Below are 21,511 nucleotides of genomic sequence, written 5' to 3' on the forward strand. Positions count from 1 at the left end.
ACATCCGATACGCAGTGATAAAATGAGCATCGAACAACACCAGTCCGCAGCGACGCAACGAGCGTCACGTTCGCTCTCCGGGACGTGGACGCTCCGTCTCGACCCCGACGACGTCGGTGTCGAGGAGGGGTGGACCGCGAGCGACGCTGACTGGGGCAGTGACGACTGTCTGTCGGTCGAAGTTCCACACGCCTGGCAGGAGCACCAGACCTGCCGGGACTACACCGGGGTCGCCTGGTACCGGCGACGGGTGACAGTCGACGACGTCTCGGACGACTCCGTGGCGCTCCTCCGGTTCGGGGCCGTCGACTACGAGACGACCGTGTGGGTCAACGGCGTCGAGTGCGGTTCGAACCGCGGTGGCTACCTCCCGTTCGAGGTGGAGGTCACCGAGGCGCTCGAGCCGGGAGAGAACGTCGTGACGCTCCGGGTCGACGACCCCGAGGACATCGACGAGATTCCACACGGCAAGCAGGGTGACCCCTGGTACACCCGGGTCAGCGGTGTCTGGCAGGACGTCTCCCTCGAGACGCGGCCGGAGACGCACGTCGACGACGTTCGCGTGACGCCGGACCTCGACGACGACACCGCGACGGTCGACGTCGACGTGGCCGGGTGGGACTCGTCGGCCGCCGAGGCGCTCGCCGTTCGCGTCCGGGTCGAGCGCGACGACGAAGCCGTCGTCACCTCCGACCCCGTCGCAGTCACGACCGACGAACACGACCCGACCGCGGGTCACACCACCACCACGGTCAGTCTCGACGACCCGGCGTACTGGCACCCCGACGACCCCGTCCTGTACGACGTCGTGGTCGACCTCGTCGACGAGAGCGGGAACGCGGTCGATACGTACCAGGACTACTTCGGGATGCGCTCGGTCTCCTTCGCGGGACGTCGACTCTACCTGAACGGCGAACCGCTGTTCATCCGTGGTGCGCTCGACCAGGGCTACTACCCGAAGACGCTGTACCGCCCCTTCGAGGACGACCTGTTCGAGCGTGAGATACAGACGGCGAAGGAACTCGGGTTCAACCTCCTCCGCAAACACATCAAACCCGCTCACCCGGCCTGGCTCGAGGCGGCAGACCGCCTCGGAATCCTCGTCTGGGAGGAGGTCGCGAACCCCGGCCGGTACACCGAACGGTCGAAGCGCGAGGTACGCGAACAGGCCCGCGGACTCGTCGAGCGCGACTACAACCGCCCGTCGGTCGTCGCCTGGAGTCTCTACAACGAGGAGTGGGGCATCGGCCATCACCACGAGGAGACGTACGTCTGGGACGACCCCGAGAAACAGGAGACGCTCGGTCACCTCTACGAGGAGGCGACCGAGTGGGACCCGACGCGCCTCGTCTGTGACAACTCCGGCTGGGCGCACGTCGCCACCGACATCAACGACTACCCCCGGTACTTCGCGAGTCCGGACCGCTCGGCCGAGTGGGCCGCCGACCTCGACCACATCCTCGCTCACCCCCACGAGAACTACGCGGCCGAGTGGACCGACCCCCACGAGACGCCCATCGTCGTCTCGGAGTTCGGGACGTGGGGGCTGTGTGACACCGACCGCCTCCGCGACCGGTACGACGGGAACCCGCCGTGGTTCTACCACCCGTTCCTCGTCCCCGAAGAGTTCCGCGGCGGCGACCTGGACAGCCACCACCTCCACCTCGAGTCGGGCGTCAGACGGTCACCCGCCGGCTTCGACGAACGATACGCGGACACCGCACTCCCCGAGATGTTCGGCGACTTCAGCGAGGCCGTCGAGACGTGGCAGTGGCGCGAGTTCGTCTCGCTGAAGGACCAGATCGAGGAACTCAGACGACGCGACGGACTCGCCGGCTACGTCGTCACGGAGTGGACCGACATCGAGTGGGAGTTCAACGGCATCCTCGACTACCTGCGCGAAGAGAAGGTCTTCCACGACCGCTTCGCGGAGATAAACGGGGCGCTCTGTGTCACGGCGGAACCGGACTCGCACGTCGGCTGGGCGGGCGAACCGTTCGCCGTCGACCTCAGCGTCGTGAACGACACCGGGACGGGTGGGCCGGCGACGGTGGAGTGGACCGTCCGCGACGGCGAACAGGTCGTCGACAGCGGCGTCGAAGAACACACGCTCGAGTCGTTCGGGCGGACGGACCTCGGGACCGTCTCGTTCGTTCCCGAGGCTCCGGACGGGCCGAGACGGCTCACCGTGGAGCTAGCCGTCGACAGCGAGGCCGGCACCACCACCAACCGCGAACACGTGGTGGTCGCACCGCGGGCGCTCCCCGAACAGCAGGCCGTCAGCCTGTTCGTCGGTGACGACGCGCTCGCCGAGCGACTCCGTGGGGCGCGGTACTCGCTCGTCGACGACATCGACGAGGCGGACGTCGCAGTGGTCACCCACGTCGGCGACCACGTGGGCGAGTTCGTCGAACACGGCGCGGCGGTACTGCTCCTCCCGTCCGGGGGAGAGTTCCACCCGCGAACGAACCTGTTCAGCTACCACGAACTCCCGCCGGGTGAGAACTGGAACCTCGCGTCGGCGATGTACGCCCACGACAGTCCGTTCCTGGCCGACCTCACCGGCGGGAAACGGCTCGGCTGGGCGTTCGAGGGAATCTTCCCAAACGCCGTGGCGACCGACCTCCACCGCGACTCCGACGAGATTCACGTCGGCTACATCGAAGGGTGGATGGCCAACTGGGGCTCGCCGCTCGCGTTCCGCCGAATCGGTGACGGAACGGCCTGCACCTGCACGTTCCCCATCGGACGGGAGTACGGCGAACACGCGGTTGCGACAGTGCTGTTCGACCGACTCGTCGCCGACCTCGCGACGCGGGGGCCCGAACGGGACTGACGACCCATGCCGCGAATCACCGACTACGAACTGTACGAGGTGCCGCCACGCTGGCTGTTCCTCCGCGTCGAGACGAGCGACGGCCGCGTCGGCTGGGGCGAACCCGTCGTCGAGGGGCGCGCCCACACCGTCCGGGCCGCCGTCGAGGAGTTGATGGAGACGACCCTCCTCGGCGAGGACCCACACCCCGTCGCGGCTCACTGGCAGACGATGTACCGCGGCGGCTTCTACCGCGGTGGTCCCGTCCTGATGAGCGCCATCGCCGGCATCGACCAGGCGCTCTGGGACCTGCGAGGGAAGGCGTTCGACGCGCCCGTCTACGAACTCCTCGGGGGTCCCGTTCGAGAGCGGATGCGGGTGTACCAGTGGGTCGGTGGTGACCGTCCGGCAGCCGTCGGTGACGCGGCACGCGAGAAGGTCGACCAGGGGTTCTCCGCGCTCAAGATGAACGCGACACCGGAGTTCCGGCGGGTCGAGAACCCCGCCGCCGTCGATGCGGCCGTCGACCGCATCCGTGAGGTTCGCGAGCGGGTCGGGCCCGAAGTCGACGTCGGCGTCGACTTCCACGGTCGGGTCGCGAAGTCGATGGCGAAGCGTCTCGCGACGAAGCTCGAACCGTTCGACCCGATGTTCGTCGAGGAACCGGTGCTGCCGGAACACAACGAGGCTCTCTCGGAGGTGGCCACGCACACCTCGACGCCCATCGCGACGGGCGAACGCATGTTCTCGCGGTGGGAGTTCAAGGAGGTGTTCGAGCAGGGCGTCGTCGACGTCGTCCAGCCCGACCTCTCACACGCGGGCGGGATCACCGAGGTGAAGAAGATCGCCGACATGGCCGAGGCGTACGACGTGGCGCTCGCGCCGCACTGCCCGCTCGGCCCCATCGCGCTGGCCGCCTGTCTGCAGGTCGACGCAGTCTGTCAGAACGCGCTCGTCCAGGAGCAGAGCCTCGGCATCCACTACAATCGGGGGAGCGACGTGCTGGACTACCTCGCCGACCCTGCAGTCTTCGACTACCACGACGGGTACGTCGACTTGCCGGACCGACCCGGTCTGGGCATCGAACTCGACGAGGACGTCGTCGAAGCGCGCGCGGGAGACGTCGACTGGCACAACCCCGTCTGGCGACACGACGACGGGAGCGTCGCCGAGTGGTAGTGGGGGGCGCGAGACGAACCGTCCCCCGAGAGGACAGGCGGACGACGCGCCGACCACCCCGAACCGCACGCCGAACACAGCCGTCACGAGAACACGAGAACGACCATGACCGAACGCGACAGATGGACCGAAGAACAGGCCTGGGACTGGTATCGAGAGAAAGAGTGGCCCGTCGGGTGTAACTACCTCCCCTCCACGGCGGTCAATCCGACCGAGATGTGGCGGGCGGAGACGTTCGACCCCGGGACCATCGACAGGGAACTCGGCTGGGCCGCCGACTGGGGGATGAACTCCGTCCGGGTCTTCCTGCAGTATCTCGTCTGGAAAGACGACCCCGAGGGTCTCGAACGGCGCATGGAGCGCTTCCTGGAGATCGCCGACAGCCACGGCATCTCGACGATGTTCGTCCTCTTCGACGACGTCGGCTTCTCGGGCGACGAGCCGTATCTCGGCCCGCAGAAAGAGCCCATCCCGGGGACGCACAACAGCCAGTGGACGCCGAGTCCGGGCCACGAGCGCGTCGTCGACCGCTCGACCTGGACGGACCTCGCGGCGTACGTCCGCGACGTCATCCGACGCTTCCGCGGCGACGAGCGCGTCTTCTGCTGGGACACCTACAACGAACCCGGCAACAGCAAGATGGACGAACAGTCGAACCCGCTCCTGCGTGAGTCGTTCACCTGGGCGCGCGAGGCCGACCCCATCCACCCCATCACGGCGGGGGTGAACTGGGACCCGAACCGAACCGAACAGAACCGCATCGGCAGCGAGGAGGCAGACGTCGTGTCGTTCCACGACTACAGCGACTTCGCGTTCACCAGACACCGTGTCGAGTCCCTCCAGGAGGAGTGGGGTCGTCCGCTCCTCTGTACGGAGTGGCTGGCCCGGACCCGCGACAACCTGGCCGAGACGCACCTCCCGTACTTCAAGCGGGAGGGAATCGGCTGTTACACCTGGGGCTTCGTCAACGGGAAGCTCCAGACGCACCTCCCGTGGAGTACGGCGCAGACGTCCATCGCCGAGGCGATCGAGGACGAGGACACCGACACGTGGTTCCACGACCTCGTCCACGACGACGGAACCCCGTATCGGCAGGGGGAGTACGAGACGTTCCAGCGGTACGTCGTCGGAGACGAGACACCACCCTCCCTCGAGGAGGTCGCCGAACGGGCACCGGGAGTCGACGCCGAATCGCTCGACGCCGATGTCGACCGTTCCGGCGACGACCGGCCGGAACCCTCTCACAGGTGAATCGGGATGAGCGAACCAGGGACGGACAGACGCTTCGCAGGGAGCACCGCACTCGTCACCGGTTCGACTCGCGGTATCGGTGCGGGAATCGCCCGCCGGTTCGTCGACGAGGGAGCGAACGTCGTCATCACGGGGCGGTCGGTCGACGAGGGGGAAGCCATCGCCAGCGAACTCTCGGCCCGGGCGACAGCCGCCGGAACAGACGGCGACGCACACTTCGTCCGGGCGGACGTGCGCGACCCCGACGACATCGAAGCGCTGGTCCGGGCGACTGCCGACACCTACGGTGGAATCGACGTCCTCGTCAACAACGCAGGGGTCCAGACGGAGACGACGGCGACGGACGCAGCCATGGACGACTGGGAGTTCGTCCTCGAGACGGACTTCCGCTCGTTCTGGCTGTGTGCCAAGCACGCGGTCGAACACATGTCCGAGGGTGGCTCGATCGTCAACATGTCCTCGAACCACGCGTTCTCGACGATGCCCGGACTGTTCCCGTACAACGCCGTGAAGGCCGGAATCAACGGGATGACTCGCGCGATGGCGCTCGAACTCGGCCCGCACGGCATCCGCGTCAACACTGTCAATCCCGGCTGGGTCGAGGTCGAACGGACCAGAGAGGAACTCTCCGACGACGAACGACAGCGCGTCGAAGAGCTCCACCCCCTCGGGAGACTCGGCACACGAGCGGACGTCGCCGGTACGGTCGCGTTCCTCGCGAGCGACGACGCCGCGTTCGTCACCGGGACCAGCGTCCTCGTCGACGGCGGACGGTCCGCAGTGATGCAGGACCACACGTTCGTGGAGTACGCCGAATCGGTTCGCACCGGCGACAGACGGGAGCCGCCGGCACCGAACACTGACTGACCGCGGGTCGGCGTTCGCTCACTCGGACCGGTGACGGGACTGGCGTGGCGCGCACCGTCCGGTCTCCGCGTGGCGACGCCTACCGAGAGCTGCCCCCCGTGGCGAGAACGCGCCGGCGAACGCGTCACCTACAGGATAGAGCGAGACAGGACCACTGGAGCGGGGTCGAAAGGGAGGATTAATCCGCTGGGTCGTCGAGGAACGGGTGATGACAGCAGCCGAGCAGAAAATCCGAGAGACGGGTATCGTCGCCATCCTGCGGGGGTTCGACGAGAGGCGTTCGTTCGCGACGACGGGAGCGTTGGTCCGGGGAGGGGTCAGAGCGGTCGAGATTACCGCGAACACCAGCGGGTTTCGAGAAACCCTGGAAACCGTCGCGGAATCGTACGCCAGCGCGGAGGTCACCATCGGAGCGGGGACCGTGCTGGACGCCGAGACAGCGCGCGTGGCCATCACGTCCGGTGCCGAGTTCCTGGTCACGCCGACGTTCGACAGCGGGGTCGTGGAAACCGGGAACCGCTACGGCGTCCCGGTGCTGACGGGCGTGGCGACGCCGACTGAGGCGCTGGCGGCGTACGAGGCTGGCGCGGCGATGTGCAAACTCTTCCCGGCGAGGTCACTGGGACCGGGGTTCGTCTCCGCAGTGAGGGGACCGCTCTCCCAGATTCCGCTCGTCCCCACGGGCGGCGTCTCCCGCGAGAACACTCCCGCGTTCTTCGAGGCGGGGGCAGTCGCACTCGGAATCGGGAGTTCCATCGCCCCCACCGACGCCGTCAAAGCGGGCGACGCCGAGGAGTTAGAACGGCGTGCAGCGGAGTTCCGGACGATCGCCGAGACGCACAGACACGCGTCGGAGTGAGTGACGCACCACGCTCGGAGACGCTGCTGGTCAACTGAGCGGACCGTATCGACGACTGGGCTCTCACGGTGACGGAGGGACACCCGTCTCCGAGAACGGGGATGGAGCGTTGGTCAGTCCGCGGTCCGTCAGCGCCACGCCGTCCACCCTCGCTGCAACCGTGTCGAAGGCGAGACACAGCAGGATTTTTCGATAAAAGTGATTGAATTTACCACTACGCCGTATCGAGTTTTCAGGTGTAGTTCCGAATTCTACGCTGATATTCGACTATTTTTCAGTGGAATATCCACTAATAGTGGCTTTCAGACCAGATAAGATAACTCGTCGTTCGTAGCCACATTCAATTTCCAAGGTCGAATACGAGTAGTTCTGTCCGAGTCTCCGTCTCGAACGGTGGCTGTCGAACAGTCAGTCACGGTGGCTGACGACCGTGGCGACCCGTTCAGGCGGTCACCACGCCCAGCAACCGAACCACGCCGAAGAGCGTCGCCACCGCCGCAACCGTCGTCGCGAGGATGGTCGCCGAAGCGAGGTCACCGTCGCCGCCGAGTTCGCTCGAGTAGATGTACGTCGAGACGGCCGTCGGCATCGCGAGCATGAGGACGCCAGCGCGGAGCGTCGTCGGCGAGGCGGCGAGGACAGTGAACACCGCCAGCGCGACGACCGGCATGACGAGGAGTTTCACCGCCGCGACGGCGCCGACCGTAGGTGGCTCGACGAGGCCGTTCTCGGACGTGAGCGACGCCCCGACGGCGAGGAGTGCGATGGGGAGCGCGAACGCGCCGACGGTCCCGAGGACGTCGCGGGCGAGTCCCGGGAGTCGGACGCCGACGGCGGCCCCGACCAGGCCGGCGAGGAGTGCGACGAGCACGGGGTTCCGGGCGACGCCGCGCAGTTCCTCGACGACGTCCGCCTCCGCCGTGGTGATGTGTGTCAGCAGGGCGACGGTGAGCGTCACCTGGAGGAGCGACCCGATGCCGAGGACGACGCTCGCCTTCGCGGTCGTGATCCCGCCGAACGTCGCCGCGACGAACGGCAGGCCGAGGAAGCCCATGTTGCAGTGGTACGACTGCACGACGGCGACGCCGCGCCGAGCAGGGTTGGCCCGCCCACGGTGGACGAGCCAGCCCACCCCGGCCACGGCGAGGAGGACCGCCGCGACGCCGACGACGAGTTGCCAGACGAGCACCTCCGAGAGGGACCGGCCGACCGTCGACACGAAGACGAGCGCCGGGAGCGCGACGTAGAACGCGGCCGAGGTGAGCGCGTCGCGACGACTCGGCGTGAGGAGTCCGACCGCCCGCGCACCAGCGCCGACGGCGAGAAGGACGAGCATGGAGCCGAGTTGTGTCGCGACGCTCACGTGCCGCCGCTTCCGCGAGCGGAGACATGGACGTTGCGGTCTCGGCTCAGTCGCTCTCCGCGAGGAGAGTGCGTGCGAGCCAGTCGAACAACCCCCGCCGGAACCGCGCCTCGGCGCGACGCGAGAAGCGGTGTCCCTCCCTCGCGAAGACCTGGAGCGACACGTCGACGTCGAACGACGCCGTCGCGTCCAGGCTGTCGCGCAGGGGAACCGAGTCGTCGGCGGCGCCGTGAAAGAGCGCCACCGGAACCGAGAGGTCGGCGGTCACGTCGTCGAACGCGTACCGCTCGAAGTCCGCGAAGAACCGTCCGTCGACCGTGTGGCCGGTGTCGTAGGTGAACTGCCCCTCGCGCTCGACGACGCCCCGCAGGTGGTCGAACGCGCGGTTGTAGGTCAGCGGCGCCCGGCCCGCGATGGCCCGTACCTGCCCACCGACGTCGTCGGCGTCGGCGTCGAATCCGACCGTCGCGTGGAACGCCGTCTTCGCCCCGAAACTCGACCCGACCAGCGCGTACGACGGCGCGTCGAAGTGGTCGAGCACGGCGCGGAGGTCCACGATTTTCGAGGAGAGCGTCTGGTCGACGAACGCCCCCTCCGAGTCGCCACAGCCACGGAAGTCGAAGCGAACCGCGTGGTACCCCTCGTCGACGGCGCGGCGGCACCGCTCCGCGTAGCTCCCGGACTTGTCGCTGACGAAGCCGTGGCAGAAGACGAGCCACGTGTCGCTCGTCGGAGCGTCGGGCGGGTGGTGGACGGCCACGAGCGTCTCGCCGTCGTCGGTCGTGATGGTGTGTGCGGTGGGCATCTCCCTGTCCGTCCGTGCGGGTCGTGTGGAGTCGGTATCAGGCCGTCGGTAGTCGGTCGGGACGGTCTGGTCGGTGCGGCGCTCCGAAGCGAGCCGACAGAGCGACGAGCCGGGGATCACCGGGCCATGCGGCGGTATCAACACCGAGAGTCGCGAGGGAGCGTTTTTCACGACGGCCGTGACAGCGCCAGTATGGCCTACACGACTGTCGCGTTCGTCGGTGCGACTGGCGGAGCGGGGACGACCCGGACGGCGCTCGAAGCCGCCGTCGCACTCGGGGCCGACGGCGCGGACGTGGCCGTTCTCGACGCGGCCTACGCCACGCAGGGACTCGGCGATTACCTCCCGGGACGACTCGACCCGGACCTCACGACGCTCGTGACCGACCGACCGGACGACCCGCTGGCGGTCGGGTTCGTCGAAGTCGACGTCGAGACGCCGGGAGCGGTCGTCTGCTGTCCCGCGGACGCACCGTTCGAACGGCTCGCCCGCGCGAAGACTGTCGACGCCGCCCGGGCGTTCGAGCGTCGAATCGAGGAAGCGGCGGCGACAGCCGACCACGTCCTCGTAGACGTCCCACCGGTCGCCGCGAACCAGGCGCTCGCCGCGACGACGGCCTGCGAACGGGTCTGTCTCGTCTCGCCCGGCAGTGACCGCGGTGCCGACGCGACGAACCGCCTCCGCGAGCGAATCGCGGACGTCGGGGCGGCAGTCGACGTCGTCGCAGTCGTCGGCGGGAGCGACGACCGAGAGACGGCGGACGTCGTCGTCCCGTCGACGGACGCAGCGTTCGCGGGCGTGCTCTCGGAGGAGCGGTACGGGCGAGCGGTCGCCGACCTCGCGTCGCGACTCGTCGACCGTGAGGTGGCGAGCGTCGGCGGGTCGGGAGGGCTCTTCGGCGGCGTCGCTGACCGCGTTCGGCGGTAGTCGTCGGACGCGTCTGTCCGGGGACCGGCCCGTTCAGACGAGGTCGGTGGCATCGGTCATCGTCTCCGCGAGGGCCTCGCGCTTCGTGACGCTCGCGTTGCCCGCCGGAGTCAGCGCCGCCTCGGCCGCTTCGACGAGTCCGACGACGGGGTCGTGTGCTTCGACGTAGGCGGCGAGGGCGAACTCCGTCGGCGTCGCGCCGGTGAGCGTGACCGCGTCCGCACGCGAGACGTCGCCCGCGAGCCAGTCGCGGACGACGTCGCGACCGACCGGGCCGAGCGGCGAGACGCCCGCCTCACCACAGAGGTGGAGCGTCTTCGCAGCCGTCATCGGTGCGACGCCGGCGGCCCGGGCGACGTCGCCGACGCTCGTTCCGCTCGCGTACCGGTCGAGAACGGTCGCCGCAGCCTCCGGCGGACACGGGAGGACGTCCGCGTGCGACGCGAGCCTGTCGGCGAGGTCCATCTCGGTCCCGTCGACGGTCGGGACACCCCGCTCGCGCTGCTTCGTCGTGACCTCGATGCCGGCGGCGATGTCCGACAGCGTCATGCGACTCACTCTCGTGCTATCGGTATTAAATTCACGGATTCGATACTACGACACAGGGGGGACGTACCGGTCACCGGTACGTCCGAGCGGCGCGCGAGGACGCTCGGCGGCCGTTCTCTCACCTGTTTAAATATCCCATCGCGACCGATATTCGAATATGAGCACGAGAAACCAGACGGGATGCCCCGAATGCGACGGCCGGCTCGACACGGACGCGACCGAGACGGTCTGCGCGGAGTGTGGACTGGTCGTGGCGGCAGACCACATCGACCACGGTCCGGAGTGGCGGTCCTTCGCGGACGGCCCCTCGCGCGAGCGGACCGGCGCTCCGCTGACGCGTTCGCGACACGACCGCGGCCTCTCGACCGAGATCGGCCGGTCGACGCGGGTCAAGGGGCGGAAGCGGCGGCAGCTGGCCCGGATGCGTGTCCAGCACAACCGCGCGCAGATATCGACGAAGCGCGAGCGAAACCAGGTGTACGTCTTCACCGAGATTCGTCGGGTGACGTCGCGGCTCTCGCTCCCGACGCACATCCGGGAGATGGCGTCGACGCTCTTCCGGTCGGCACAGCGCGAAGACATCGTTCGGGGGCGGTCGCTGGAGGGGTTCGCGGCCGCGTGCGTCTACGCCGCCTGCCGGACCCAGCACGTCTCGCGGACGGTCGAGGAAGTCGTCGCCGAGGCCCGGGCGGACCGCGACGAGTTACGCGCGGCCTACGACGCGCTGAACCGCGACCTCGGACTGCCCACCGGACCGATCGACCCGGTGGAGTACATCCCGCGGTACGCGACGGCGCTCGACGTCGACCCGGCGGTCGAACGGCAGGCCCGCGAGTACGCCGTGGCGTGTCGTGAGCGAGGGCTCGACTCGGGGCGGAACCCCAGCGGCGTCGCCGCGGCCTGTCTGTACACGGCTGCGCGCGACGGCGAGGGAGACGTAACCCAGGCTGAAGCCGCCGACGTCGCCGACGTGACGCCGGTGACCGTCCGGAACACGTACACCGACCTCCGCGACGAGTGAGTGCGGGAGCGAGAAACCGCGAACGCCGGAGGGACCCACGCGTCTCACGCTCCGGTCCCGTCGAACCGTGACGAGCGAGGAGTCGCGCGCGGCCAGGGTGATTGCCACGAGGTCACCGACAGGCCGGAACCAGGAACTCCCGCCCCTCGCCGTCTCCGTCGGGGTCCACGTGTGCGACCACGAGCTCGCTCGGGAGCGAGTCCGTCGCTTCGACCCGAACGGCCTAGTCGTACGCCACACCACCACAGTCGACGTCGCTGGGCGGTGAGGACACGTCCCACCTGGAGAAGATGGAGAGCCGGGCCCGGTCGGTCTCCGTGTCACGAGAGGTCGGGCCGAGCGCTACCGTCCGGCAGCTACTGGTTCTGAGGACGCCGTCGACCGTTGCCGTCGCGGCGTCACAGTCGAAGGTTCCGGTGACCGACTCGGCGGGAAGCCCGCCACTCGCAACGGAGATGGGTTCGACGTCGCTGACGACGACGGTCAGTCCGGACGCTTCTCGACGCGCCGCTGGCTCCGGTGTCCGGACTCCGGTCCCGGAGAGACAGCCGGTCGACGCGGAGGCGACCCAGCCGCCGAGACTCCCGAGGACCACTCGTCGCTTCACACGTCCTCAACTGGCTCGTCTCACAAGGGTCTTCTGCGGCCGCGTTCGATCCCTCACGCTCGAAGACTGAACGCGCGTTCCGGATCGTTCCTGCTCGACGGCCGCTGGTGAGACGCCGAACCGGCGCGGCTGAACGGCCCGCTGTCTCGAACAAACCGGGCGCCACCGACGACCGGTCCCCGTGGTCGGTACACGCCCCGGACTCGGCGGGGGCGACAGCCTCGCACACATCTTCGCCGGCCGGTCCGTGCCGGGTCAGCGACGTGCCGCGTCGACGGCGCCGGCGAGTCGTTCGAACCGGTCGGCGAGCGGGTGTGTCGCGTCGGCTCCAGGCGGGTGGACGGTCTCCAGTGACCGCGCGAGCGCCCCGTCCGTCGGGAGGCACGTGACCGGCGCGCCGAGGAGTCGCTCGAACGTCTCGGCCGTTCGAGAGGAGACGTCGTCGGCGCGGTTGAGGACCACGCTGACGAGACCACAGTCGAGTTCGCGGGCGAGTTCGCGCGTCCGAACCACGTCGGCCGCCGCGAACGGGTCGGGAGTGGTGACGAGGAGGCAGGCGTCGGCGACGGCCAGCGGAACGCCGGCGTCGGAGCGCATGCCCGCCGGGCAATCGACGACGACGTCGCCGTACTCCCGTTCGACGTTCCGGACCACGTCGTCGAAGTGTCGCAGGTCGGCCGCGCGCGCACCGGCGAGCGAGCGGCCACACGGGAGGACGGACACGGTGCCGTGACGGACAGCTTCGAGCGGGCACGCGCGGCCGGCGAGGACGTCGTGGAGGTCCGGGCCGCGTCCGAACGGGAGGTTCGCCATACCGAGATCGGCATCGACGACGACGGCCCGGGTCCCCTCTGCCGACCCGTCGGGGCCAGCGCCGGTGAGTGCGGCGCCGAGGTTGTACGCGACGGTCGACTTGCCGACGCCACCCTTGCCGCCCGCGACGGCGAGAATCACGGTGAATCCTCCAGGTCGGGGACGTCCGCCGCGTCGACACGGTCTGCGAGTTCGCTCGCGCGCGTCGCGATGCGCGAGAGCGCAGCCGCGTCGCCCTCGAGTGTCGACGCGAGCACCGCGACGCCGGGACGACCGCCGAGGGATGCGACGACCGGGGTCGCGTCCTCGACGTCGCCGGTGAGGCGGTCGGCCGTAGCAAGACGCGCCTCGACAGCACGGAACCACGCCGTGACCGTCTCCGGGACGGCCGGCGTCGACGGGTGCGGCGGACTGAGAGCGTGACCGGCATCCGCGCCTCTCTCACCCGGAGCACGCTCGTCGGCACTGCGTCCGTCGGCGTCGGCCGCGACCCGAGCAGGAGGCTCACGGGACTCCGAAACCGCGTCCGACGACGGCGCACAGTCGTGAGCGGAGTCGGAATCGTGGGCGCCGTCGAGTGCCGCGGGCGAGACGACGCTCCGCGGCGGGGCGTGGTCCCCGAGCGAGCGGAGCGCCCGGTCGAGTGGCGCGTCGGCCGCCGCTCCCTCGGCCGGGTCGTCGTCGACTGCGACCGGTGGCGTCTCGGACGGCGCACGACACGCGTATCCGACCGAGACGCGCCCGTCGCCGGGGACCCGACACGTGAGTCCCTCGTCGTCCCAGCCGACCGCCGGGACGCCGCGACGGCGTGGGGGTAGCACCGGGGCGTCGAGACGGTTCTCTATGCGGACCGTGCGCGGCACGGAGAGCGTGTTCGTCACCTGGACCCGCACGAGCGTCGCGTCCTCCGTACGGGAGACGTCCCACTCGACGACGAACGGTCCGGTGCGAATCGAACCGCGGCACTCCACGGTGTCCTCGTCGTCGATGTCGCGGACGGCGGCGTCACAGTCGTGGGGGGGCGGCGGGTCACGCTCCGGCGTTCCCGGGTCCGGCTGTGGCGTCATACGCCACCTGGCCGCCTCCCCGTATATGAATCAGCGGACGCTCACACCCGGATGACGGGCGCGTCGAGACGGGTAGCAGCCTCCGCCGGTGACCCGAAGCGGTCGGCCGACAGGACGAGCGGCGCGTCGACGCGGGCGAGGCGTGCCACGGCGAGGGCGGCGGTCGTCGGGTCGCCCTCGTACGACGCCGGGTCGTTCCCCACTGCGCCGTCGCCGGGGAGTGCCGCCAGCGCCGCGACGAACTCGTCGAACGCCGCGGTGACGAGTTCGTGACGGGCCCGACGGCGGAGGTTCTCGACCCGGTCTGCGAGACGGAGGCGCCGCTGTCTGTGGTCGCGTGCGGACCGGGCGGCCCGTTCGGCCTGCGCGAGGCGTTGCTCGGCGGCGATGCGCTCGGTCTCGACGTCCGTGAGCGCCCCGGCCGTCTCGGCGAGTTCGCGCTCGACGGCCGTCGTGTCGGTACCGACCTCTCTGAACGCCTCGAGCCGCCCCCGGAGCGTCGCGACTCGCTCGGCGAGTCGGCGTTCTCTTGACCCGGTCTCGGCGACGCGTCGCTTCGCCGACGAGAGGTCGACTGCGTCGGGGGCTGACGACGCTGCGACGAGGGCCGAGCGGGCGCGTTCCAGACGGCGGGCCGAGGGTGGCACGTGACCGGTCGAACGGGCGGCGGCGACGAGCGCGTCGTAGAGGGCGAACGAGGGGGCCGGCGGAATCCGGTTCACATGCGCGTGGACCGGTCCAGCGGGTTCACAGTCGACTCGAACGCGCGGCCGATGAGGGGGTGCCGCCCCGGGCGTCGCCGCCGCGGTGACCGCGGCGGTGAGCGCGTCGGTCGGCACTGTCGACCCACGGAGGTCGAGCGCCCGGCCCCGGACGGAGACGTCACCGAACGTCACGGCGACCGTCCCTGGCCGGCGCGGCGGCGCGGGGACGCGTGTCGGAACGAGGCTCACAACTGGCGCTCGCGGAGCGTCGACGGCGACGGATAGTCGGTGTCGCGGACGAACGCGTGGTACGGCGTGCTCGGCGAGTCGCGGCTCTCGTACGCCCGGGCGGCCGCGCGTATCTCGTCGGGGACGTCGGCGAACTCGTTCAGCGGACGGGTCAGTTCGACGTGGACGTCGGCGTCGTGTTTCTCGGCGAGGCGGAGCGCGAGAAACGCACCGTGGTGGGTGTCGTCGAGAAGTGCCGCACGACCGAACCGGCGGACGACAGTCTCCTCGTGGGTGCGACACACGTTGCGGAGTGACGTCCGAGCAGCGCGTGAGTAGGTTACCACGAGCAACACAGCACGCCGAATGCGGAGAGAGGGTCAAAACGTTCGCGGAGTGAGTATCACGACCGATAACGGGTCAGCCGAGCCGGTCGACGGTGACCGCGAGTTCGTCACCCGCGTCGAGGAGGTCCCGGACGCGTGCTTCGGCCTCTTCGGGAGAGGTGGCGACGACGACCAGCCCCTCCGCGCGCTCGTCGCCGCTGGCACGGTAGGCGGCCAGCGCCCCCTCACCGTCGAAGTCGGTCGCGTACGTCCGCAGGACGGTCACCACCTGTCGCTCCGTCGTGGCGAGGTCGGCTTCGCCTCGCTCGAAGGCCCGGAGGGCGTCCTCGATGTTCCGAAGCGCCGAGATGCGGTCCATACCACGAACGTAGCGGAGCGCGCACTAAAACGCTCAGCTTCGAGCGGGGGTCACAGGAGGTGGACCGACACCCGACGTGGGTCGTCACAGCGGGCGAGGCGGTGCGAGTTCGCCGATAGACACCGACCCTGCGGCGGTTCGTGCGCGCGGCCGCAGGACCGAAGGCCGGCCCGGCTACTCGACCTCTACCATCACTTCGGTCGCTTTCACCGCGGCGTCGACTTCGCTGCCGGGTTCGAGACCCAAACGGTCTACCGACCCGCTCGTAACGACGGCCGTGACGGTCTGCCCGCCGTCGAGTTCGACGACGACTTCGGCTACTAGCCTGTGGTTTCGACGCTCTGTACGATACCGGACAGTCGGGTGCGAGCACCGAGATCATGCGCGAGCGGAGGTCGTGAGACGTCGTGACGACGACGTGAGTCGGCCGAACACGTCGCAGTCGGAACGCGGTCGCCTCACGTCGTCCGCAGGTGGTTCTGCTGTGGCTCGTACACCTCGCCCTTGCGCCGGAGTTTCTCGAGTTCGTCCTCTGCTTTCGACCGGTCGAGGCCGAGGTCGGTCTCGGCGCGGTCGAGCACCTCGTCGAGCGGCGCCCCCTCCTCGTACTCGCTCTCGAGTTCCGAGATGAGCCCCTTGAGGTTCTTGATGCGGTCGCGCTGGGTCTTCGACCGCCCCGTCTCGATGACGTCGGCGTCGAACTCCCCGGTCTCGGGGTCGACCCCGATGGCCTCCAGACAGGACCGGACGATGCGGATGACGCGTTCTGCGTCCTCGGCCTCGACGGTGTCGGAGAGCCGAACCCGCGCGGAGGCCTCCGCGAGGCGGACAAGCGCCTCGAGCTTCCGGGCGGTGACGGGGACCGGCGCGTCCTCGTCGGCACCTCTCGCCCGGAGGTCGACGTAGAACTCGCGGATGGCCGCCCGCGCCTCGTCGGTCATCGTCGGGTAGCAGTTCCGCTTCGCGTGGGCGATGTACTTCCGGAGGAGGTCCGGGTCGATTGCCGGTTCGACCTTCTCGGTAGCGGCGTCGACTTCCTCCTGGGTGAAGTTCGAGTTCGTCATCCGCGTCCGCTGGGTGTTCAGCTCGCCCGCGTAGTTCGTCTGCAGGATGTGGTCCGCGAGGTCACCGTCCTTCTCGGGGTCGGGCTGGTCGGTGACCGTGAAGATGAGGTCGAACCGCGAGATGAGCGCCGGCTCCAGGTCTATCTGCTCGCCGATGGGTTCGTACTGGTCGAACCGGCCGTACTTGGGGTTTGCAGCGCCCAGTAACGAGCACCTCGATTTGAGGGTGGCGTTAATTCCTGCCTTCGAGATGGAGATGGAGTTGTGCAGGACGACACCCTGGCTGACGAACGTGTTCGTCGGTTCGACGGTGACGTCGTACACCCACTCCGTGGCGTGGTCGCCCTCGTTCGGAACGGTTTCGACGTTCGTGACGCGGTAGAAGCGCAAGTCACAGCGCTCTTCGAGGGCATCGGCTCGGCGCTCGGCCTCGTCGAGTGCGTCCCGGACGGCCGTTCGTGCCAGTGTCGCCATCCGGGCGCGTTTCGGCTCGTCGTACCCGCCGTTCGCCGCGTAGTGGACGGCACTGGTGGTGAGCTCCTCGACGTGGTCAGCGACTTGCCGGCCCGACCAGTCGATCGACGAACGGATAGCGTCGATATCGGTGTCGGCGGTGGCCGAGAGGTCATCGCGAACCGCGTCGATTCGGTCGCGGATCACCGCGAGTTGGTCCCGAACCGTCTCGACCTGGACGCCGAACCCTTCATCGAGATTCGGCCGGAACTGACCCGTCAGTCTGAGACCGACGAGCGCCCGGAGCGATCTGATCTCCCGCGCGGCGCTGGTCGGGAGCACGTCGTGATGCCGGCGAGTCTCGTTGCTCCGCTCGACGAACGCTTGCGCTTTCTCGTACCGTTCGTCCGCCGGGTCCACGACAGCATCGACGAACCGTTCAGTCGAGTCGCCCATGACGTACGTCTTCCACGAATCCTCCGCGGCGTTGTAGTGGATGCGGGAGGCCACACCGATCTTCGCGAGCGCGTCCGCGTAGTCGTCGGCGAGCCCGCGCGAACTCGTCGAGAAGGCCATCGCCTCGCTCTCGACACCGCCATCGCCGGCGAAGGCGCCGACGAGGAAGCGTCGGATGTGCGCCTCGGAGGCACCGAGGACGCGAGCAGGGATGCGTTTGTCTCGGGCGGTCTCCATCAGTTCAGGGACGTTCCGTTCGAACCAGCGGTAGAGCTTCGTCGACACCCACCGTTTCGTCACCGTCCCGGCGGCGTTGGTCGTGTCGGTGCTCTCCAGCCCGAAGGCGTCGTACATCAACTGATCCATCCGTGCCAGGAGCCGCTCGTCCTGATTCGAGAACCCAATCTCGTGTGACGACCCGGCGTACGAGTGCCCCTCGGCGACGAGAAGGCCCAACGCCTCGGCCAGGTCTTCAGTCAGTTCGGCCGGGAGGTCGACGTCGCGCTCTTTCCCCACGTGCGGTTCGTCGTCGAACTCGACGGCTGCACTCGAGTTCGGAAGCTTCCGCGGGGCCGGGACGAACGCTCCCGCCGCGATGTCACGCGCCTCGACCGTTCCGATCTCGCCACCGGCATCGACGAACATCGGGTGTTCGGGGGTAACGGTGACCGACCGGCCGTTGGAGAACTCGACGCGGACGAACTCGTCGGGTGCCTCGTGACGGCTGATGCGGTCGACCGGGAGTTTCGTCGTCTCGTTGGTCTCGAAATCGACGGAGTGGACGCCGAAATCGTCGACCGGGAGGATCTCGCAGTCGACGCCGTCGAGTACCTCGTCTGACCGTCGGTCCATCTGCTCGTCGACGAACGTGCCAATGTCGACTCGACGACCGTCCGAGAGTAGAATCTCGGTGTCCGGGTGGTACGACTGCTGCTCGAGCGCTTCGTGCATTGCCGAGCGATCTTCCGACCGCATCTTGTCTAACTCGTCCACCGCCGCGATGCCCTTGTCCGCGAGGACGAGCGCGCCTGCTTCCAGCGTCCACTGCTGACCGTCGCCGAAGTCGTCCCTCACAGCCGCAGCAGTAAGCCCAGCTGCGCTGGAGCCCTTGCCGGAGGTGTAGACAGAACGAGGGGCAATGTGGCGAATGTACGAGAGCATCTGGGAGTTGTGCGAGACGATGTTGTTCGAGAGGTACGTGTGCGTCCCCGCGACTTCGAGGTCGTACACCCACTCTTCGCTCGGAGCGACCGTTTCGATAGATTCGATTCGGTCCCACGAGACATCGTTCTCCGCAAGTGCTCGGAGTCGCCCGACGTCGTCTTCCACAGCGAGTGCGTCTTCGATTCGGTCGAGCAGGCGGTTTTGGGCGGCCGAGACACGTCCACCGTCCGGAATCACCTCGTTCCGTTCGTAGTAACTCACGGCGGTCTGTTCGACCCCCATCGCCTCGGACAGAGCCGCCTGTGAAACGTTCAGTTCGTCGCGAACTGCGCTGACGTCCGTCCAATCTCCCGACTCGATACGATCTTTCGTCTCCCGAAGCCACCCGAGCCGCTTCTCGAAGGCACCGATGACTGTTTGGAGGGACTCACGGCTTGGATTCCGATCACCCCGTTCGTAGTGCTGGTACGTCGACCGAGGAAGACCACACTCGAACTGTGAGAGGTGAAGCCGCTCTCGAATCGAGCGTAGTTGGTCACCGATGCCGGGGACGACATCGACGTTCGTATTCGACGGCAGTTCGTCGAACGTACGCGAGGCGAGGTCCTTGCGTTCGGTGACGAATCCGATGTGCTCGACGTATCGCTGGAAGTCGTCACCCCCGATTCGCAGTCGATAGCTCCCGTTCGACCGAGGTTGAAGACTGGCAGTGATACTAAACGAGAGGAGAAGAGATCGGACTCCTTCGAGGAGTTCACGACTCATCGATGCGACGGTCACTTCGCGCTGTGTCGCAGACACGTGGCACTCCGAGTCGACGTAGGCCCGGAGGAACTCACGTTTCGTCTGTCGTGTCGCGCGTCGAATCGAATCCGGCACGCGCTGTTCGTCGGAGCGTTCGAGAATCGCCGAGTCGAGACCGGCGAGGAAGCTTGCGAGTTCGCCCGCGTTACACCGAACCCGCTTGGCCGATTTGTTTGACCGTGGTCCTTCGATCGTGTACGAGAGGCCGAGTCTGTCGAGTGCCTCGGCCACGTCTTCGAGGATCTCCTCGTCGTTGTTCGTGACTCTAACGTCTCCAGTGTGGTCCTCTCTGAGGACGACGTGTCCTTCAGCGATGACGTACCCGACGAGTCTAGCGAGCGAAGGAGTCCACTCGTCCGGGAGGTCGATGTGGGCGGCGTTGTGCGACCGAGCACGCCGATACTCGACGTCGAGTGTGTCGTCGCCAGTCGTCTGAAGTGTTCGCGGGGTGGCGATGAATTCGCCCTCAGTCAGTGTCTCTGCCGTTCTGGCTACAGGCGAACCATCGGTCTGGGTGAACAGTGGGTGTGACGGCGTAATCTCGAGTTCGTTTCCACTGGCCGTTCGGATTCGATACATCTGATCCGGTGCTTCGCGTTTCCAGACCTTCGTCGCGCGTTGCTCACTGAACGTTCCATCCGGCCGCATCGACGGAAGGGCGGTATCCACATGGTCCCAGACACCGTCGTCGACCGGTTTCGGGTCGTCGAGATTCGACTCGACGAGATCTCGAATTGGACGTTCAGTTCCATCCGCGAGCGTCACGCGAGTGTCGCCATCGACGCACTTCCCCGTACCCGGATCCCCGATCAAGAGCATGTGGAGGTCACCTCTGATACGAGACCCGTCCGGGAGGTGTTTCGTCACGCCCGAGAAGAGCTGGAGGATCATCGAGAGCTTCTCCTGGTCGTAGCCGTAGATCGAGGGTGCGACGGAGGCGACCATCTCGTCGTAGATGTCCGGGTGTGAGGAGAGTTCGATGATCTCCTGTTTGTCCTCCTCGGTGATCTCCATGTCCTCGAACTCCTCGTCCTCGATGGTGACGGAGACGCCGTCCATGTAGAGGTCGAAGATGGGCGTCTTCTCGTTGTTCGAGGTCTGCTGTTCGATGTGAAGGACGCCGTTGATCGTGACGTGGTCGCCCGCGGTGACCTTGCCCGTGATGTCGTCCTCGATGTTGATGTCGATGCTCTGTGGGGTCTCGCCCCCTCGCAGGTCCTCGGGCGACTCCTGGACGCGGATCTTCTGGGAGTCGACGAACTCCGACTGGTCGAAGTTCACCCGGAACGGTCCCTGTCGCTCACACCCCTGACACTCGTGTGGCTCCTGGAAGCCGCTGTCCTGCTGGGGGATGTACGTCATCGTGCCACAGCGCTGGCACTCGAAGGCAGCCTCGGTAATCTTCGGGCGGACGTCGGTCGCCTTGCGGACGATACCCTGTACCGAGACGAGTTTCCCGATGTGGTCGTCGTGGACCCGGATGTTCCGGATGTCGATGGAGTCGGGGATGTTCTGGAGACGGACGTGGGCCTGCCCGAGGCTGACGTCGGCGGGAAGGTCGTACAGACGGAGGGCCTCCTCGGCGTACCGCTGGAACTCTTCGGGACGGTTCAGGTAGTCCTCGGCGGTGTCGGGGTCGAAGGTGTAGAGGTCGTCGTAGTCGACGTAGAGCGACCGCTGCTCGTTGGGGTAGCGTTGCGCGAGCCGACCGATCTCGTCGCGGTAGTAGTTGCGGTAGAACTGGATGAACCGCTCCGTGAGTTCCTGGTTCTGCGGGGCCTGCGCCATCGCACAGTCATTGTGCGTACTC

General features: G+C 67.8%; 17 protein-coding genes and 1 pseudogene. 7 read left to right on the forward strand and 11 right to left on the reverse strand.

Translation table 11 applies throughout. From position 1 onward, the window contains the following. Positions 1–22: 22 nt before the first annotated feature. From ACESK5_RS05275 to ACESK5_RS05295, 5 genes are all read left to right on the forward strand, one after another. Positions 23–2,836 (forward strand): glycoside hydrolase family 2 protein, encoded by a 2,814-nt coding sequence (locus ACESK5_RS05275; protein ID WP_372910502.1) that lies wholly within the window; start codon positions 23–25, stop codon positions 2,834–2,836. 6 nt (positions 2,837–2,842) lie between these two features. Continuing rightward, positions 2,843–3,994, forward strand: a complete 1,152-nt coding sequence (gene dgoD, locus ACESK5_RS05280; RefSeq protein ID WP_372910503.1) for a galactonate dehydratase — start codon at positions 2,843–2,845, stop codon at positions 3,992–3,994. Positions 3,995–4,099: 105 nt separating this feature from the next. After that, complete coding sequence (locus ACESK5_RS05285) at positions 4,100–5,245, forward strand: cellulase family glycosylhydrolase (RefSeq protein ID WP_372910504.1); 1,146 nt, start codon at positions 4,100–4,102, stop codon at positions 5,243–5,245. A gap of 6 nt (positions 5,246–5,251) precedes the next feature. After that, a complete protein-coding gene (locus ACESK5_RS05290; protein WP_372910505.1) occupies positions 5,252–6,112 on the forward strand; it encodes an SDR family NAD(P)-dependent oxidoreductase in 861 nt (286 codons plus the stop codon). A 208-nt stretch (positions 6,113–6,320) separates the two neighbouring features. Next, positions 6,321–6,971 carry a bifunctional 4-hydroxy-2-oxoglutarate aldolase/2-dehydro-3-deoxy-phosphogluconate aldolase gene (locus ACESK5_RS05295; protein WP_372910506.1) on the forward strand — a complete coding sequence of 217 codons (651 nt, stop codon included), beginning with the start codon at positions 6,321–6,323 and terminating at the stop codon, positions 6,969–6,971. Positions 6,972–7,413: 442 nt separating this feature from the next. Here ACESK5_RS05295 and ACESK5_RS05300 read toward each other — a convergent pair whose 3' ends face one another. Next, positions 7,414–8,334, reverse strand: coding sequence for an AEC family transporter (locus tag ACESK5_RS05300; protein ID WP_372910507.1), 921 nt, complete (start codon positions 8,332–8,334; stop codon positions 7,414–7,416). Between the two features lie 46 nt (positions 8,335–8,380). Then, on the reverse strand, positions 8,381–9,139 hold the full coding sequence (locus ACESK5_RS05305) for an alpha/beta hydrolase family protein (protein WP_372910508.1): 759 nt from the start codon (positions 9,137–9,139) through the stop codon (positions 8,381–8,383). Between the two features lie 192 nt (positions 9,140–9,331). Between ACESK5_RS05305 and ACESK5_RS05310 the strand changes: the two genes are divergently transcribed. Next, positions 9,332–10,066 carry a ParA family protein gene (locus ACESK5_RS05310; RefSeq protein WP_372910509.1) on the forward strand — a complete coding sequence of 245 codons (735 nt, stop codon included), beginning with the start codon at positions 9,332–9,334 and terminating at the stop codon, positions 10,064–10,066. 33 nt (positions 10,067–10,099) lie between these two features. Here ACESK5_RS05310 and ACESK5_RS05315 read toward each other — a convergent pair whose 3' ends face one another. After that, a complete protein-coding gene (locus ACESK5_RS05315; protein ID WP_372910510.1) occupies positions 10,100–10,615 on the reverse strand; it encodes a hypothetical protein in 516 nt (171 codons plus the stop codon). Positions 10,616–10,772: 157 nt separating this feature from the next. Here ACESK5_RS05315 and ACESK5_RS05320 point away from each other — a divergent pair, with 157 nt between their 5' ends. Continuing rightward, the gene (locus ACESK5_RS05320) at positions 10,773–11,636 is read left to right on the forward strand and encodes a transcription initiation factor IIB family protein (RefSeq protein WP_372910511.1); all 864 of its coding nucleotides are present in this window, start codon (positions 10,773–10,775) and stop codon (positions 11,634–11,636) included. 223 nt (positions 11,637–11,859) lie between these two features. On the opposite strand, the gene ACESK5_RS05325 is transcribed toward ACESK5_RS05320, so the two are convergent. The 8 genes and pseudogenes from ACESK5_RS05325 to ACESK5_RS05360 form a co-directional block, all read right to left on the reverse strand. Beyond that, positions 11,860–12,243: a hypothetical protein gene (locus tag ACESK5_RS05325; protein ID WP_372910512.1), complete on the reverse strand. Its 384-nt coding sequence runs from the start codon at positions 12,241–12,243 to the stop codon at positions 11,860–11,862. Positions 12,244–12,498: 255 nt separating this feature from the next. Then, positions 12,499–13,197: a MinD/ParA family protein gene (locus ACESK5_RS05330; RefSeq protein ID WP_372910513.1), complete on the reverse strand. Its 699-nt coding sequence runs from the start codon at positions 13,195–13,197 to the stop codon at positions 12,499–12,501. Further along, positions 13,194–14,123, reverse strand: coding sequence for a hypothetical protein (locus ACESK5_RS05335; protein WP_372910514.1), 930 nt, complete (start codon positions 14,121–14,123; stop codon positions 13,194–13,196). Before ACESK5_RS05335 ends, ACESK5_RS05330 begins: the two co-directional genes overlap by 4 nt. Before the next feature lie 41 nt (positions 14,124–14,164). Beyond that, positions 14,165–15,019, reverse strand: coding sequence for a hypothetical protein (locus ACESK5_RS05340; RefSeq protein ID WP_372910515.1), 855 nt, complete (start codon positions 15,017–15,019; stop codon positions 14,165–14,167). A gap of 53 nt (positions 15,020–15,072) precedes the next feature. Beyond that, a complete protein-coding gene (locus ACESK5_RS05345) occupies positions 15,073–15,411 on the reverse strand; it encodes a hypothetical protein (protein WP_372910516.1) in 339 nt (112 codons plus the stop codon). A 64-nt stretch (positions 15,412–15,475) separates the two neighbouring features. Continuing rightward, complete coding sequence (locus ACESK5_RS05350; RefSeq protein WP_372910517.1) at positions 15,476–15,760, reverse strand: hypothetical protein; 285 nt, start codon at positions 15,758–15,760, stop codon at positions 15,476–15,478. 174 nt (positions 15,761–15,934) lie between these two features. Further along, positions 15,935–16,018 (reverse strand): annotated as a pseudogene (locus ACESK5_RS05355) (TOBE domain-containing protein); the annotation flags it as partial. 200 nt (positions 16,019–16,218) lie between these two features. Beyond that, on the reverse strand, positions 16,219–21,489 hold the full coding sequence (locus ACESK5_RS05360) for an LAGLIDADG family homing endonuclease (protein ID WP_372910518.1): 5,271 nt from the start codon (positions 21,487–21,489) through the stop codon (positions 16,219–16,221). Between the last annotated feature and the right edge of the window lie 22 nt (positions 21,490–21,511).

This window comes from Salinigranum sp. (assembly GCF_041641895.1).
In the GTDB taxonomy this organism is placed as follows: domain Archaea; phylum Halobacteriota; class Halobacteria; order Halobacteriales; family Haloferacaceae; genus Salinigranum.